This is a genomic window from Cribrihabitans pelagius, from assembly GCF_048820915.1.
In the GTDB taxonomy this organism is placed as follows: domain Bacteria; phylum Pseudomonadota; class Alphaproteobacteria; order Rhodobacterales; family Rhodobacteraceae; genus Cribrihabitans_A; species Cribrihabitans_A pelagius.
Map to the genome: position 1 here is coordinate 1 of NZ_JBMERR010000005.1, position 14,915 is coordinate 14,915.

At 67.8% G+C, this 14,915-nt stretch carries 10 protein-coding genes and 1 pseudogene; 3 read left to right on the forward strand and 8 right to left on the reverse strand.

The window, feature by feature from the left end; translation table 11 throughout:
• Positions 1 to 113, reverse strand: a pseudogene (locus ACOHX0_RS05740) (IS5/IS1182 family transposase); the annotation flags it as partial.
• An 857-nt stretch (positions 114 to 970) separates the two neighbouring features.
• On the opposite strand from ACOHX0_RS05740, the gene ACOHX0_RS05745 reads away from it, so the two are divergent.
• Positions 971 to 4,054 (forward strand): Hint domain-containing protein, encoded by a 3,084-nt coding sequence (locus ACOHX0_RS05745; RefSeq protein ID WP_420675732.1) that lies wholly within the window; start codon positions 971 to 973, stop codon positions 4,052 to 4,054.
• Positions 4,055 to 4,141: 87 nt separating this feature from the next.
• On the opposite strand, the gene ACOHX0_RS05750 is transcribed toward ACOHX0_RS05745, so the two are convergent.
• From ACOHX0_RS05750 to ACOHX0_RS05780, 7 genes are all read right to left on the reverse strand, one after another.
• Complete coding sequence (locus tag ACOHX0_RS05750) at positions 4,142 to 4,732, reverse strand: nucleotidyltransferase family protein (protein WP_420675733.1); 591 nt, start codon at positions 4,730 to 4,732, stop codon at positions 4,142 to 4,144.
• 238 nt (positions 4,733 to 4,970) lie between these two features.
• Positions 4,971 to 7,388 (reverse strand): GcvT family protein, encoded by a 2,418-nt coding sequence (locus tag ACOHX0_RS05755; protein WP_420675734.1) that lies wholly within the window; start codon positions 7,386 to 7,388, stop codon positions 4,971 to 4,973.
• A gap of 101 nt (positions 7,389 to 7,489) precedes the next feature.
• Positions 7,490 to 9,121: an MFS transporter gene (locus tag ACOHX0_RS05760; protein ID WP_420675735.1), complete on the reverse strand. Its 1,632-nt coding sequence runs from the start codon at positions 9,119 to 9,121 to the stop codon at positions 7,490 to 7,492.
• 22 nt (positions 9,122 to 9,143) lie between these two features.
• Entirely contained in the window at positions 9,144 to 10,454 is a 1,311-nt protein-coding gene (locus ACOHX0_RS05765; protein WP_420675736.1) for an HlyC/CorC family transporter, read from the reverse strand.
• A gap of 64 nt (positions 10,455 to 10,518) precedes the next feature.
• A complete protein-coding gene (locus tag ACOHX0_RS05770) occupies positions 10,519 to 11,463 on the reverse strand; it encodes a tyrosine recombinase (protein ID WP_420675737.1) in 945 nt (314 codons plus the stop codon).
• A gap of 1 nt (position 11,464) precedes the next feature.
• A complete protein-coding gene (locus ACOHX0_RS05775) occupies positions 11,465 to 12,994 on the reverse strand; it encodes a hypothetical protein (RefSeq protein WP_420675738.1) in 1,530 nt (509 codons plus the stop codon).
• Positions 12,984 to 13,133 carry a hypothetical protein gene (locus ACOHX0_RS05780; protein ID WP_420675739.1) on the reverse strand — a complete coding sequence of 50 codons (150 nt, stop codon included), beginning with the start codon at positions 13,131 to 13,133 and terminating at the stop codon, positions 12,984 to 12,986. Before ACOHX0_RS05780 ends, ACOHX0_RS05775 begins: the two co-directional genes overlap by 11 nt.
• An 81-nt stretch (positions 13,134 to 13,214) precedes the next feature.
• Between ACOHX0_RS05780 and ACOHX0_RS05785 the strand changes: the two genes are divergently transcribed.
• A complete protein-coding gene (locus ACOHX0_RS05785; RefSeq protein WP_420675740.1) occupies positions 13,215 to 13,805 on the forward strand; it encodes a shikimate kinase in 591 nt (196 codons plus the stop codon).
• Positions 13,805 to 14,911 carry a 3-dehydroquinate synthase gene (gene aroB / locus ACOHX0_RS05790; protein ID WP_420675741.1) on the forward strand — a complete coding sequence of 369 codons (1,107 nt, stop codon included), beginning with the start codon at positions 13,805 to 13,807 and terminating at the stop codon, positions 14,909 to 14,911. The genes ACOHX0_RS05785 and aroB overlap by 1 nt, the downstream gene beginning before the upstream one ends.
• Positions 14,912 to 14,915 lie beyond the last annotated feature (4 nt).

Sequence of the window (14,915 nt, forward strand, 5' to 3'; positions counted from 1 at the left end):
ATAATCCCACTCAAGACCCGACGGTCGTCAACGCGAGGCTTCCCGTGGGACTTTGGGAAGAAGGGTTTCAGACGGGCCATCTGCTCGTCGCTCAGCCAGAAAAGGTCAGACATGTTCACCGCTCGTTCTGAGCACCGTGAATCACGCGGCCAAACGGAAATCAACGGGTCCTGAGCCTAAGCAAAAGGATGCAGGGGTGACCCTGCGAGGGTTGGAGAACCTTGTTTCCCGGTCCCGTTCCCTCCGCCATTATCCCCCCAGCTAATCCCCCCTCCACTGAAATCCTGGATATTTTACACCCGCCTGGGTTGTGCTAAGCGGAGTCGGCCCGTGCCGCATCTGGCCCCGAACGGCCCCAGTGTGATTCGCCTGATCCCGCACATGCGCGAGGGAGCGGAAACAAAACCCGCCTTTTCAGGCCATTGGCCGCAGGGGGCTGCGCAAACCTGCAGGTCCTGCGTAAAGATCAACCGTAAAATCCACCGTCCGCCGCCGCCGCCGGATTTGTTTCCGCATTGGAAACATTGAGGCGCACAAAGCGCGCCTAGGGGCAGTTCTTTACCGGCTGTTACCACTCTTGCCGCAAAATCGCCGCAAGATGCGGAAACAATCGCTGCCGTCCGGGTCGGAGACGGCACCGTGTTCAGGGCGCAAGCCCCGTGGCAATAGGGATTTTAGGTGGTTTTTTAGCTTTGTGCCTCAAATCGGCTCCGCTATGGGTAAATGGCCCATTGGGGGTGCCTCCTGCCCATGTCCCGGGTCTTGCGGTGCGTGCGATCTGCCCAGCGCGCGGCTTTTCACTGGGACGCGGTTGTCCGGCAGTTACCGCCGGGCGGCCCGGATTGGCCCGGATTGGCCTGGACGCGCGGGGGCGCGTGCGGCCGGGATTGGAGCACGGGGCTGTATTGGGGGTGTGGTGCGCCACCGGGCCTGAGGGCCGGGCGGCACACCGGGGGAAAGGGAACATGTGATGGCAAATAATTTCGACAACCCGTATTCGGCCAATCTGGTCGGCCTGTGGGATTTCCGCGGCGGGTACGAAACCCGCGACACCGGGCTGGACGACGGGATTGCGCAGGATGGCGCCGCCACAGGCGGTGCGGGCTTCGCCGGCGGCTGGCTGCTCAATGGCGGCAGCGGCAGCGCCTTTGTTGTCGGCGGCAGCGAGGACGCGCCTTTCGATCTGGACCAGGGCAGCATCATCACCACCTTCAAACCCTCGGACCTGCCGGAGGCAGGCGCGCAGACCGTGCTCAGCCGCGGGCTTGCCGCACCGGGCGGCAGTGACGCCTCGCATCTGGAAATCCGGATCACCAGCGACGGCGCGGTGGAGATCTCCCATGCCAGCGGCGGCGGGAGCGTGCTGCTCAGCACCGGCCCCGGCTTCTATACCGGCGGCGACGTGCTCAAGGTGACTTACGGCTGGAGTGAGGGCGGCGTCACCATGCAGGCCGGCAACCTGACGCAGGGCACCAGCGCCAGCGCGGGGGAGGACGTCTCCGGCATGACGCTCGACGTGGCCGGCACGGACGAGAACAGCTTCGTGATCGGCGCGGCCGGCAATGGTGCCCAAACCTTCGAGGGCGCGGTCGACTATGTCGCGGTGCTGGACGCCGATGTCACCAGGGAAGGGCTCGACGGCATCGTCGAAGGCTCGGCCGGCGATGACGTGATCGACACGGGCTACACCGGCGACCCCGACGGCGACCGCATTGACAACGGCGATGCCATCGACCCCGCGGCAGGCCCGGACGACGATCTGGTGCACGCGGGCGGCGGCGACGATACCGTCGCGGCAGGCGCGGGCGACGATACCGTGCATGGCGGCTCCGGCTCGGACGTGATCCAGGGCGGCGCGGGTGACGACGTGCTCGAAGGCGACAGCGACGCGCCCGGCGCGGGCAGCAGCAGCCGCGAGGTGTTCCAGTGGGACCTGGCGCCCGACCCGGATGACGGCGGCCAGGTCGATAATGGCGACGACCTCAGCGGCGGCTTCAGCCAGGACACCGGCAATGTCACCGTGACCTACAGCCAGACCGGTGCCAGCGCGGGCGTGGACAACCGCTTTTCCGGCACCGAGCAATACACCGGCAACATCGACACCGGCGGCGGCGCGGCCGACACCCGCTCGGGGCTTGCCTCTGTCACCAACGGCAGCGGCAACCTCGCCACGCACGAGCTTGAATTTTCCAACCCGGTGGAGAACGTTTCCTTCCGGATCAACGACATCGACGGCGGCGGGGCGGTGCGCGTCACCGCGCTCGACAGTGCGGGCCAGCCGATCACCGTGAACCTCTCCGGCGGCCCCGCGGTGTCATTGCGCGATACCGACGCGGTCGCAGGCGATGACACGGCCGTTGCAGACGGCACCTATGCCGATGACGACAACCCGAGCTATTCGCTTCTGGTGACGATTCCGGGGCCGGTCTCTGCCATCGTGATCGAACACGGCCAGCCCGGCAGCGGAAATTCCGGCATCCACGTGACCGACGTCTACTTCGACGCGCTCGACCCGGCCGGCCCAGTGGTGCCCGGCAACGACACCATCGACGGCGGCGATGGCGATGACGTCATCCTCGGCCAGGATGGCGACGATTCGCTCAGCGGCGGCGACGGCTCCGATTCGATTGAGGGCGGCGATGGCGGCGACGTGATCGACAGCTCGTCGGACGATCCCGCCCCGCTCCCCGACCGCGGCTTCCCGGGCTATGCGGGCACCGATCCGGACATTCCCTTCGTGCCCGCCGATCCGGACCCCGCCGATGACATGGACACGGTCCATGGCGGCGCGGGCAATGACACCATCTCGACCGGGGATGACGCCGACCTGATCACGGGCGGCAGCGGCATGGATGTGATCGACGGCGGCATCGACGACGATACCATCGACGGCGGTGATGACGCAGACGTGCTGACCGGCAGCGAAGGCTCCGATGTGCTGCTCGGCGGCGGCGGGGACGACACCATCTATGGCGGTCTGAACCCGGCGTTTCCCGATGCGCTGAACATCACCGACGATGGCGGCGACGGCCGCGACCCCGACCCGGATCCCACCAACGGCAGGGATTACATCGATGGCGGAGACGGCAACGACCTGATCTTCGGGCAGGACGATGACGACACCATCCACGGCGGCGCAGGTAATGATACCATCGACGCAGGCATCGACGATGACGTGGTCGAGGGCGGCACAGGCGATGATGTGATCACCGGCGGGCATGGCAGCGACAGTTTGTCGGGCGGTGACGACCGGGACCTGTTCGTGGGCGGCAATGCGGGCGATACGGTGGACGGCGGCTCGGGCGGCGATGACTACGACACGCTCGATCTCGGCGGCGCCCGGTTCGAGATTGCCGGCCGCACGCTGGATGCAGATGGCAACAGCTATTCCGGCACCATCAATTTCCTGGGGGATGATGGCGCGGTCACCGGCTCGATGCAGTTCAGCGAGATCGAGCGGATTGTGCCCTGTTTCACGCCCGGCACGCTGATCGCCACGCCCGGGGGCGAGCGCCCGGTGGAGGAGCTGCAGGCGGGTGACCGTGTGATCACGCGGGACAACGGCATCCAGACGATCCGCTGGATCGGCGCGCGCAGGCTGCATGCGGCGGAACTGGCCGGTGCGGCGCATTTGCTGCCGGTGCGCATCTGCCGCGGCGCGCTTGGCAACGGGCTGCCGGAGCGCGACATGCTGGTCAGCCCCAACCACCGGGTGCTGATCGCCAACGACAAGACCGCGCTCTATTTCGAGGACCGCGAGGTTCTGGTCGCCGCCAAGCATCTGACCGGCCTGCCGGGGGTGGAGATGGTGGAGAGCCTGGAAACGGTGACTTACATCCACTTCATGTTCGACCAGCACGAGGTGGTTCTGTCCGACGGCGCCTGGACCGAGAGCTTCCAGCCCGGCGACCAGACCCTGCGCGGGCTGGACAGCGCACAGCGCAACGAAGTGTTCGAACTGTTCCCGGAGCTGCAATCGGAGCAGGGCCGCGCCGGCTATGCCGCGGCGCGCCGGGCACTGAAGAAGCATGAGGCGCAGCTGCTGGTGCACTGACCGCCAGGGTCCGCGCCGCGCGGGAGGAGGCGGCGCGGACTGCAGCAGACGCCAGAGGCGGGGCCATGGGTGCCCCGCCTTTTTAGTTCAGGGGGGTGCGCCGTTCTTGCGCCACTTGGCCCAGGCCTCCGGCGTGTCGAGGTCGATGACCGCGTGGCGGCCGGGAAGGGGGATTTTCCGGACATCCTCACCGGCGAGGACCGAGCGCGCGCCCCGATCTCCGGTGAGGGCTTGCAGCGCTTCGAAGCAGCGGCGCGGGAACAGCACGGGATGGCCGGGCGTGCCGTCTTCCGCGCAGGCGCGCAGCACCTGGCCTTGCAGCTCGTCCTGCCGGGCGGCGAGGAGCATCATGTCCTGCGTGGTGATTTCCGGCATGTCGGCGGGGAGGATCATCACCGCGTCTGTGCTGGCGGTCAGCGCGGCGACCCCCTGGCGGATCGAAGCGGCCATGCCCTCCGCGGCGTCGGGGACGGCCACGGGCGTGGCATCGCAGATCACCGCGGCGCGCGGGTGGGCGAGGCTGGGCAGGGTAACAAAAACCGGCAGCCCGGTCAGCGCGGCGCGGCGGCACATCCGGGTGAGCAGAGGCTGGGCATCCACGTCCACCAGGAGCTTGTCGGACCCGCGCATCCGGGTGGAGGCGCCGGCGGCGAGGAGGAGGATGGCGGTCTGCGGCATGACATAAAGCCCGGTGCGAAGAGTGGTTGGGGCGGGAGCCTCCGGCGGGGATATTTCTAGCCAGAAGAAGCCGCAGGTCCAAGCGCGGACAGGTCAGCAACTCTGACCCGTTGTTTCGCGCGCGAAACATCGGGGCAGGCGCGGTGACGTATCCGTTGCAGGGTTCCTGCACGGGAAGCGGGCGCAGGGCGCGCAACGGGGCGGATACAGGTCAGGCGGGCTGACCTGTATCCGGGGCTCAGCCGCGCATCTGGGTGCCGTCCGCGTCGAACAGCGGGGTGGTGATGAGCCGGGCCTTGTGCATCTTGCCGAGGATCTCGATCTCCACTTCCAGGCCGTCCCGGGCTTTCTCTGCCGGCACGAAACCGAGAGCGACGGATTGCCGGGCATGGTGCGAGTAGCCGCCCGAGGTGCAGAAGCCAGCCACAGCGCCGTCACGCCAGATCGGCTCGTAGGCGACGACATCGGCGTCGCCGGCTTCAACCGCGAAGGCGCAGAGCTTGCGGGCGGGGCCTGCGGCGCGCTCGGCCTCGGCTGCCGCACGGCCGATGAAATCGGCGTCCTTGCCCCAGGCGATGAAGCGGTCGAGCCCGGTTTCAGCGGCCGTGTAGTCGGGCGAGAACTCCCGGAGCCAGGAGCCGAAGAACTTGTCGAGGCGGAGCGACATCATCGCGCGCATGCCGAATGGCTTCATGCCGTGCGGCTGGCCTGCCTCCCAGAGCGTGGCCCACAGGGCGCGCTGGCTGGGCATGTCGCAGAAGATCTCGAAGCCGAGGCCGCCGGTGTAGCTCACCCGCTGCACGATGCAATCGGCCATGCCCACGGTGAGGCGGCGCACGTCCATGAAGCGCATGTCCGAGATGTCTTGCCGCGTGCAGGCTTGCAGGACTTCCCTTGCGCGGGGGCCTGCGATCTGGAAGCCGGTGCGGGTGTCGGAGATGTTTTCAACCCGGACGCCCTCGGCCGCATTCTGCTGGAACCAGCGCATGTGGTAGGCCTGGGCGCCATAGGAGGCGGTGAGCTGGTACTCGTCTTCTGCCAGGCAGGAGATGGTGAAGTCGCCGATCAGCCGGCCCTTGGGCGAAAGCATCGGGGTGAGCGAGAGCCGCCCCGGCTGGGGCACCCGGCCCGCCATGATGCGGTCGAGCCAGGCGCGGGCCTGCGCGCCGGTGACGCGGTATTTGCCGAAGTTGTGGGTCTCGTTGATGCCGACGGCTTCGCGCACGGCCTTCACCTCGCGCGCGGTGGCGTCAAAGGCGTTGGAGCGGCGGAAGGAGGGGGTCTCGTACCGGGGTTCATCCCCTTCGGCAAAGTAGTTCGGCACCTCCAGCCCGTATTGCGCGCCCCAGACCGCGCCCATCTGGTCGAAGATGCCGTACATCGGCGTGGTGCGGAAGGGGCGGGCGGCGGGCAGCTCCTCGTTCGGGTAGGCGATGGAGAAGCGTTTCTGATAGTTTTCAACGACCTTCGGGCGGGTGTAGCCCGGGGTGATCCAACCGCCGAAGCGGGCGCAGTCCATCGCGAAAGTGTCGCGCTCGCACTCGCCCTCGACCATCCACTGGGCCAGCATCAGGCCGACGCCGCCGCCCTGGCTGAAGCCCGCCATCACCGCGCAGGCCGACCAGTAGTTGCGCATCCCCGGCACCGGGCCGACCAGCGGGTTGCCGTCGGGGGCAAAGGTGAAGGGGCCGTGGATCACCGATTTGACACCCGCGGCCTCCAGCGCCGGGAAGCGCTTGTAGGCGAAGGCGATGGAATCCTCGATCTTGTCGAAGTCATCGGGCAGCAGCTCGTGGCCGAAATTCCACGGCGTGCCGTCCACCGCCCAGGGCTTGCAGGGCTGTTCGTAAAAACCGATGCAGAGGCCGCGGCCTTCCTGGCGCAGGTAGCTTTCGCCGGCCGGGTCCATCACGTGGGGGTGTTCCTGGCCCTCGGCCATCATCTCCCGGATCAGCGGCACCTCGTCGGTGACGATGTACTGGTGCTCCATCGGGTGCAGCGGGAAGTAGACGCCGGCCATGGCGCCGACCTCGCGGGCCCAGAGGCCGCCGGCGTTGACCACGTGCTCGGCGTGGATGGTGCCCTTTTCCGTCACCACGTCCCAGGTGCCGTCGGGGCGCTGGTTCGTTTCGATCACCTTGCAGTGGGTCTCGATCGTGGCGCCGCCCATGCGCGCGGCCTTGGCGTAGGCGTGGGTGGTGCCCGAGGGGTCGAGGTGGCCGTCGAGCGGATCGTAGAGGCCGCCCACGATGCCGTCGGTATTGGTGACGGGGGCGATTTTGGCGATTTCCTCGGGGCTTACGATCTCGGTTTCAAGTCCCATGAAGCGGTGCTTTGCGCGCTCCGCCTTCAGCATGTCGAAGCGCTCCTGATTGTCGGCGAGGGTGACGCCGCCGACGTGGTGCAACCCGCAGGACATGCCGGTGAGGGCTTCGAGTTCCTTGTAGAGCTTGATGGTGTAGCCTTGCAGCGCCGCCATGTTGGTGTCGCCGTTCAGCGTGTGGAAGCCGCCTGCCGCGTGCCAGGTGGAGCCGGAGGTCAGCTCGGAGCGTTCGATCAGCATGACGTCGGACCAGCCGAGCTTGGTCAGGTGGTAGAGAACGGAGCAGCCGACAACGCCGCCGCCGATCACTGCCACGCGGGTGGTGGTTTTCATGGCGCCTCTCCCTGTTTCAGGTGCTGCCCTGCATTCTGGACAGATGTGAACAGTAGTCCAGCCCAAAAGCGGCGCGGGGTGTCGTTTCCGATTGGGGAGGCTCAGTCTGTCGTGCGGAAGCGGCTGTGCTGGATCACGAAGATCGCCGTCAGGGGCGCGGCGAGGGTGAGGACGGCGACGGTGATCAGCAGGGGGCCGAGCTGGCTGTAGTCGGCGGGGGTGGTGATGGTGCCGTCCGGCCCTGTCACCTCGCGGGTGACGGTGAAGATCTGGTTGAGGTATTTGGTGCCGAGGCTGGAGGCCGACAGTGCGAGGTTGGTGAAGGAGGCCATCACGGCAAAGAAGGTGGCCTTGAGCCCCGCGGGCGCGTTGCGGGCGATCCAGGCGAGCATGGGAATCATCGCGATCTGGCCCAGCGGCGATTCCACCGCGGTGTCGACCAGGGCGATGAAGCGCGCGTCCACCACGCCGCCGGTGAGCGCGGCAGTCCAATGGTGCAGCCCGTAGTAGAGAGCGATGTTGGGCAGGTTCAGCGCCGCCTCGGTGATGGCGAGGAAGGCGATGAGCCAGACAATGGGGCGGTTGGCCATCATCGGGCGCAGCGCCAGCATGCCGGCGAGCGTGAGCAGCGCGGTGATGAGCGAGAGCACCGAGAGGAACTGCTGGTCGAAGCCGAGGACGTCGATCTCGAACCAGGTGGCGCCGGGGCCGCGCAGCGGGGTGGCGCGGTAGGCGAAGATGGTGATGGCGGTGCCGATGAGGGCACGGGCCTGGGCGGCGGGCAGAACCACGATGAGCTGCCGCATCATGAAGAGCACGATGCCCATGGAGCCGGCAAAGACGATTTCCTGCGAGAAGGGCAGATCCGCAAGCCCTGCGGTGAGCGAGAGCGCGACAAAGGCGCCGCCGCCGATGAAATACCAGCGGTTGGGCGTCACCGGCTCGCGCGGGGGCTCCAGCCGGTTGCGGATTTCACCCTTGGCAATGCCGGCGCGGCGCAGGCGCGCGGCCTTCAGCCATTTTTGCACCAGCGCCAGCGCGACGCCGGAGAGCGAGATCACCGGGATCAAGAGCGCGAGGGTGAAGATCAACCCGTAAAGCGCTGATTTTTCGTCCTGCGGCAGCGCCTCGGCACCTTCGAACAGGGTAACGTTGACTGCGGCGGCAATACTGGAGCCGCTGATCACCGCAATGCGGCCGAGGGTCTGCATGGTGGTGTGCAGCGATTTGGTTTCGGCCTCCGGCAGGGGGCGGCCCTGGCTGTCGGTGTGGGGGACCGCCTCCACCGACATGGCATCGGCCACCGCGTCCTGCAGCACGAAGCCGCAAGGTGCCAGCAGGACGGAGGCCACGTACCAGGCGCCAAGGGGCATCACCGCCTGCATCACTTCCGGCGCCAGCACCAGCGCGGCGAGGATGCCGTAGCTGCCCGCGAGCAGCGCGGCGCCGATGAGGATCAGCAGGTATTTCCAGCGCCAGATCAGGTCGACCAGATGGCCGATGGGCATCTTCAGCGCCCAGGGCAGACCGGCCCAGAATGCCAGCCCTGCGAGGAAGGCGGCGGAGAGGGCGAGCTCTTCCTTGACGTAAAAAGCCGCCGCAACCGAGGTGATGCCCTGGGCGCCGAAAGCAAAATAGACCAGTAGCGGCGGCAGGAAGGACCAGCGCAGCTGGCGCAACAGATCCAGCACGATGGCATCGAACCAATTCTGCGCCTGCTGAACCGCCCGCATCACGCCCCCGATCACACCGCTGTCACGTCAGCGGCCGGATCTTCAGCCCGGTGACCCGGTTGCCCTGGCGCGAGGTGACCTCGAAGCGAAAGCCGTGGAAGGAGAACACCTGGCCCGCCGTCGGGATCATCTGCGCCTCGTGGATGACCAGGCCCGCGATGGTGTTGGCCTCGTTATCGGGCAGGTTCCAGTCGGTGGCGCGGTTGAGGTCGCGGATGGTGGTGGCGCCCTCGACCAGATAGGCGCCGTCCTGGGTCTTCTTCACCACATGTTCCTCGTGCGGGTCGAATTCGTCGGTGATCTCGCCGACGATCTCTTCCAGGATGTCCTCCAGCGTGATCAGCCCCTGCAGCGCGCCGTATTCGTCCACCACCAGAGCAAAATGCGAGCGCATCCGCAGGAACTGCCGCATCTGCTCGTCCAGCGTGGTGGTTTCGGGCACGAAATAGGGCGGTTTGGCGACTTGGGTGATCTCGAAGTCCTTGATCTGGCTGGCATCGCCATCGGCGCCGCCGATCTGGGCATACATCTGCCGCAGCAGATCCTTGGCATGGATCACGCCGATGATGTTTTCCGGCTCGTCGCGGAACACCGGCAGGCGGGTGTGCGGCGAGGTCAGGCACTGGTCGAGGATCGCCTCCGGATCGGCATTGGCGTCGATCATTTCGATATTGGAGCGGTGCAGCATGATCTCCTCGACGAAGCGGTCGGAGAGGTCGAGCGCGCCAAGGATACGGTCGCGGTCCTCCTTTTCGACCACGCCTTCGGAATGGCCGAGGTGCAACGCGCCTGCGATCTCCTCGCGCACTGCCATAATGTGGCTGTCGGGGTCGATGCGCACGCCGAAGACGCGCAGCACGCCGCGCACAAACAGCCGTACCGCGCCGACCACCGGGGCCAGCAGCGTAACCAGGATAGCGATCGGCCGGGAGACCGCCGCCGCAGCTTTTTCGGCGTTGGAGATGGCGTAGGTCTTGGGCAGCACCTCGGCGAAGACCAGCACCAGCAGGGTCATCACCAGCGTCGCCAGCGCGACGCCGCTTTCGCCGAAGGCGCGGGTGAACAGCGAGGTCGCAAGCGACGCCGCGAGAATGTTCACCAGGTTGTTGCCCAGAAGCACCGAGCCGATCAGGCGTTCATTGTCTTCGGTGATCAGCAGCGCCCGCTTGGCCCCGGCCGAGCCCTTGTCGGCCTGGCTGCGCAGCTTGCCGCGGGAGGCGGCGGTCAGCGCGGTCTCGGAGCCGGAGAAGAAGCCGGAGCAGACCAGCAACAAGACGATCGAGCCGGAGGTGATCCAGAAAGCGCTGTCGAAAACAGATGTGGCGGGGTCCATGTGGGGTCCGGATTGTTGAGGGTGTATGAACAGTTATGGGGTCTGGCTTCGGCTGCTTCAAGCGTCAGGCCTGATCCTGCGCCAGCGGGTGATGCTCCAGCACCAGTTCCTGAAGCCGCGCGTCCAGCACATGGGTGTAGATCTCGGTCGTGGCGATGTCGGCGTGGCCCAGAAGCGCCTGAATCGCGCGCAGATCGGCGCCATTGGCGAGCAGATGCGTGGCAAAGGCGTGGCGCAGCGTGTGCGGCGTGACCTTGGCGGGGGCGACGCCGCCGCTCACCGCAAGCTCCTTGATCAGCAGGTAGAAGCGGTGCCGGGTCAGGTGGCCGGATTTCCCGCGCGACGGGAAGAGGCAGCGCGAGGACGGATGTCCCTTGGCCTCTGCCGCGGCCTCGTCGCGGTCGCGCCGGGCGAGCCAGGCGGAGAGTGCTTCGCGTGCAGGGGGCGAGAGCGGCACCATGCGCTCCTTGCCGCCCTTGCCGAGGATCAGCAGCATGCGCGGATCGCCGCGCGCCGCCGCCGCCGGCAGCGAGACCAGCTCGCTCACCCGCATGCCGGTGGCATAGAGCAGCTCCATCAGGCAGGTGTTGCGCAGCCGGGCGGTCTCGTTGCGGCCCGCGCTGCGCGCCGCATCCAGCAGCCGGTCGACCTCCGCAACGTCGAGGGTTACGGGCAGTTTCTTCTCGCGCCCCGGTCCGCGGATCTGCACCGCCGGATTGTCGCTGCGCCAGCCCTCCTCGAAGGCGAAACGGTAGATCTGCTTGGCCGCCGAGAGCCGCCGGGCGCGGGTGGCGCGGGCGAGGCCCTGCGCGTCGCAGGCGATGAGATAGGCCTCCAGGTCAGTCTGCGCGGCAATGCCGAAGGACAGGTCGCGGTGCGCCAGCCAGGCGGCCAGGTCCTTGAGGTCACGTCCATAGGCCAGCTGGGTGTTCTGCGAGGCGCCGGCCTCGGCCGCCTGGGCTTCGAGGAAGGTGGAGATCCATTGCAGGTCGTCGCGCGGAGCGGTCATGTCAGTGCCGCTCCAGAAGCATCAGTTGAAGCGCGGCGCGGCGGGCGGTGTCCTCCAGCCCGACCGCGCGGAAGGCGGCCAGCGCGGTGCTGAGATCGTCGAGATTGCCGTCCGCGCCTTGCGCAAATTGCACCATGCTGCGCAGGATCGCCTCGCCCAGCTGGCCGTTGCCGAGCAGCTTTTGCAGGCTGTAGGGCACCGGCGTGCCCGGCTTGAAGCCTTCCGCGATGGCGCCCGCAAGGGGGGAGGGCGCGGGGGCCTCGCCGGGCCGGCCGCGGGCAAGGGCGGCGAGGAAACGGGAGTCGGGGGTGTCGTGCGGTGCGGTGTGGGCGGCGAGCTCGTAGCCGGGCGACAAGAGGCGGATGCGCCAGGCCAGCGCGGCGGGCGGGCCGTCCAGCCCGGCCTGGGCCAGGCGGTCGGCAAACAGCTCGGCAAAGGCCGTCTCCAGCCCGGCCTCCTGCATCGCGTCCCAGGCGCGCGGCAGGGCGCGGGCCAGCGCATCGCGGTCCTTGCGCTCCAGCGCCGCCTCGAAGGCCTGCAGGGCGGAGACCCGGTCCCACACCCCGCCAGAGGCGGCAGGCTTGCGGGTGCTGAACAGGCCCAAGAGCTGGTTCGGCGGCAGCGCGCCGCCGCGGGTCAGCCGTTCGGCGGCCTCCAGCTGCGCCTTCCAGCCCGCGAGGTCGCGCAGATCGGCAGCGGCAAAAGCGGGCGGCAGCCGTGTGGTGGGCAGCGGCTCGCCAATCGATTCGTAGAGCCGGAAGGTCAGCGGATCCGGCGCCGCGGGCAGCTTGAGCGGCGGCGCCTGCTCGTAGAGATCGGGATTCAGGAAGCGGTCGAGCAGGTCGAGCTGGGCTTTCGGCAGCACCTCCAGCGTGGCGGCGGTTTCCAGCATCAGCGCCGCGGTGGACCAGTCGTTGCCGCGCATCGCGCAGAAGATCCGCGCCGCATACCCGGGCGCCAGATGCGGGGCATCACCCAGCGCCTCGCAGGAGCGGTCCTCGCTGCCGGTGAGCAGCGTGGTGTCGAACCAGCGCGCGAATCTCTCCTGGCTGGCAGTGGCGCCCGCATGCTCCAGAAGCGCCTGTGCCGGGTCGGTCGCCCCAAGCGCGATCAGCCGGTCGATCCGCGCGAGCAGGATGCGGTCGCCGTCCGCGGCGGGGGCGCGGGTTTCCGACAAGAGCAGCGTGAACAGCAGCGCCTGCATCGCCGGGCTTTCGCGCACCGGCACGGTTTCGATCAGATGGGCCACATCCTTAGGTGCGCTGCCGCGCCACAGACCCACCGGCAGCCCGGTTGCCGATGGCGGCACCAGGCCGATGGGCGCGGGCAGGTTTTCCAGCGGCGTGACCGTCACGGGCGGCGAGGCGGCCGAGCCGGTGACCGGCGGCTCCAGAAGCACGGTGCCGGGCAGGCTGGAGCGCTGCGGCTTCTCCTTGAGCCAGCCGATTGCCGCAAGGGGCTCGTCCGCGGGTGCCTGGGCGAGAGCCTGGCCTGCCACCATGGCGCAGGCCAGAGCGGCCTTAATCCGCATCCAGCACCACCGGCTTGCGCACCTCGCTGGTGGGGGCGCCGAAATCAGCCCCGAACCAGGGCCCGACATAGGCGTAGCCAACCAGCCCGATGCCAGCCAGAACCACGACGTAGACGAAATATTTGATCAAACGACCCATGGGGAATCCGATGCCTGCTTCCTGCTCTTTTGACCAACTTATATATTCCCTTTTCGGCAAGATCACGTCATTCACTGAAGAATGAGCGAAAATGAGCAAAGCGGTCTGAGTACGGCCGCAGCCCCGCAGCCGGGGGCTTTGAAGAAGACCATCGTGATGGTGGGGATGATGGGCGCGGGCAAGACCGCGGTGGGCCGGGCGCTGGCGGCGCGGCTGGACGTGCCGTTCCTGGACAGCGACCACGAGATCGAAAGCGCCGCCAATATGTCAATCCCCGAGATCTTTGCCCGTGACGGAGAGGCTTTCTTCCGCCAGAAGGAGCGCCAGGTGATCTCGCGCCTCTTGGCGGAGGAGCGCGGCGTGCTGTCGACCGGCGGCGGCGCGTTCCTTGCCGCGGAGAACCGCGAGATCGTGCGGGCGGGCGGCGTGTCGGTCTGGCTGAAGGCCGACCTGGAGGTGCTGTGGAGCCGGGTGCGCCACCGCGATACCCGGCCGCTGTTGCGCACCGCAGACCCCAAGGCGACGCTGGAGGCGCTCTACCGCGCCCGGGTGCCGCTTTATGAGAAGGCGGACCTGGCGGTGGTCTCGGACGGGCAGGCCTCGATCGAAACCATGGTGGACCGGGTGCTGGAGGCGCTGAAGGCGCGGCCCGACGTTCTGGAGTGGAGCTGATGGAACAGCGGATACATGTGGACCTGGGCGCACGCGCCTATGACGTGCTGGTGGGCCCCGGGCTATTGGCGGAGGCGGGCGCGCGTATTGCGCCGCTGCTGAGCCGGCCGCGGGTGGCGGTTCTGACCGATGCAACGGTGGCGGCCGCGCATTTGGATGGCTTGCGCGCGGGGCTTGCCGCGGCGGGCATCGAGATGGCGGCGCTGGCGCTGCCGCCGGGAGAGGCGACCAAGGGCTGGCCGCAGTTCACCCGTGCGGTGGAGTGGCTGCTGGAGCAGAAGGTGGAGCGCAACGATGTGGTGGTGGCGCTTGGCGGCGGGGTGATCGGCGATCTGGCGGGATTCGCCGCCGCGGTCCTGCGCCGCGGCGTGCGCTTCGTGCAGATCCCGACGTCGCTGCTGGCGCAGGTCGACAGCTCGGTCGGCGGCAAGACCGGCATCAATGCGCCCCAGGGCAAGAACCTGATTGGCGCCTTCCACCAGCCCTCGCTGGTGCTGGCCGACACCGGCGTGCTGGAAACGCTGCCGGAGCGCGACTTCCTCGCAGGCTATGGCGAGGTGGTGAAATACGGGCTTCTGGGCGATGCGGAGTTTTTCGCCTGGCTGGAAAAACATGGGCCTGAGATGGCGCGCGGCAGCACGGCGGCGCGGGTCGAGGCGGTGGCGCATTCGGTGCGGATGAAGGCAGACATCGTCGTGCGCGACGAGACCGAGCAGGGCGACCGCGCGCTGTTGAATCTCGGCCATACCTTCTGCCACGCGCTGGAGGCGGCGGCCGGCTATTCGGACCGGCTGCTGCACGGCGAGGGCGTGGCAATCGGCTGTGCGCTGGCGTTTGAGCTTTCGGCGCGGCTGGGGCTGTGCCCGCAGGAAGAGCCAAGCCGGGTGCGGGCACATTTGAAAGCGATGGGGATGAAGGCGGATCTGTCGGATATTCCGGGCGATCTGCCGGGGGCGGAGACGCTGTTGGAGCTGATGGGCCAGGACAAGAAGGTGGTCGCAGGCCAGCTGCGGTTCGTGCTGGCCCGCGGTATCGGCGCGGCCTTCGTGACCGCGGATGTGCCGGCGGAGGCGGTGCTGTCGGTGCTGCGCGACGCCGGCGCCTGACCCG

What these genes read in the sequence shown, in the direction of transcription:
- ACOHX0_RS05785 (WP_420675740.1), top strand. Translation starts at nt 13,215, where the DNA reads ATGAGCGAAAATGAGCAAAGCGGTCTGAGTACGGCCGCAGCCCCGCAG.
- ACOHX0_RS05755 (WP_420675734.1), bottom strand. Translation starts at nt 7,388, where the DNA reads ATGAAAACCACCACCCGCGTGGCAGTGATCGGCGGCGGCGTTGTCGGC.
- ACOHX0_RS05775 (WP_420675738.1), bottom strand. Translation starts at nt 12,994, where the DNA reads ATGCGGATTAAGGCCGCTCTGGCCTGCGCCATGGTGGCAGGCCAGGCT.
- ACOHX0_RS05745 (WP_420675732.1), top strand. Translation starts at nt 971, where the DNA reads ATGGCAAATAATTTCGACAACCCGTATTCGGCCAATCTGGTCGGCCTG.
- ACOHX0_RS05750 (WP_420675733.1), bottom strand. Translation starts at nt 4,732, where the DNA reads ATGCCGCAGACCGCCATCCTCCTCCTCGCCGCCGGCGCCTCCACCCGG.
- ACOHX0_RS05780 (WP_420675739.1), bottom strand. Translation starts at nt 13,133, where the DNA reads ATGGGTCGTTTGATCAAATATTTCGTCTACGTCGTGGTTCTGGCTGGC.
- ACOHX0_RS05760 (WP_420675735.1), bottom strand. Translation starts at nt 9,121, where the DNA reads ATGCGGGCGGTTCAGCAGGCGCAGAATTGGTTCGATGCCATCGTGCTG.
- ACOHX0_RS05770 (WP_420675737.1), bottom strand. Translation starts at nt 11,463, where the DNA reads ATGACCGCTCCGCGCGACGACCTGCAATGGATCTCCACCTTCCTCGAA.
- aroB (WP_420675741.1), top strand. Translation starts at nt 13,805, where the DNA reads ATGGAACAGCGGATACATGTGGACCTGGGCGCACGCGCCTATGACGTG.
- ACOHX0_RS05765 (WP_420675736.1), bottom strand. Translation starts at nt 10,454, where the DNA reads ATGGACCCCGCCACATCTGTTTTCGACAGCGCTTTCTGGATCACCTCC.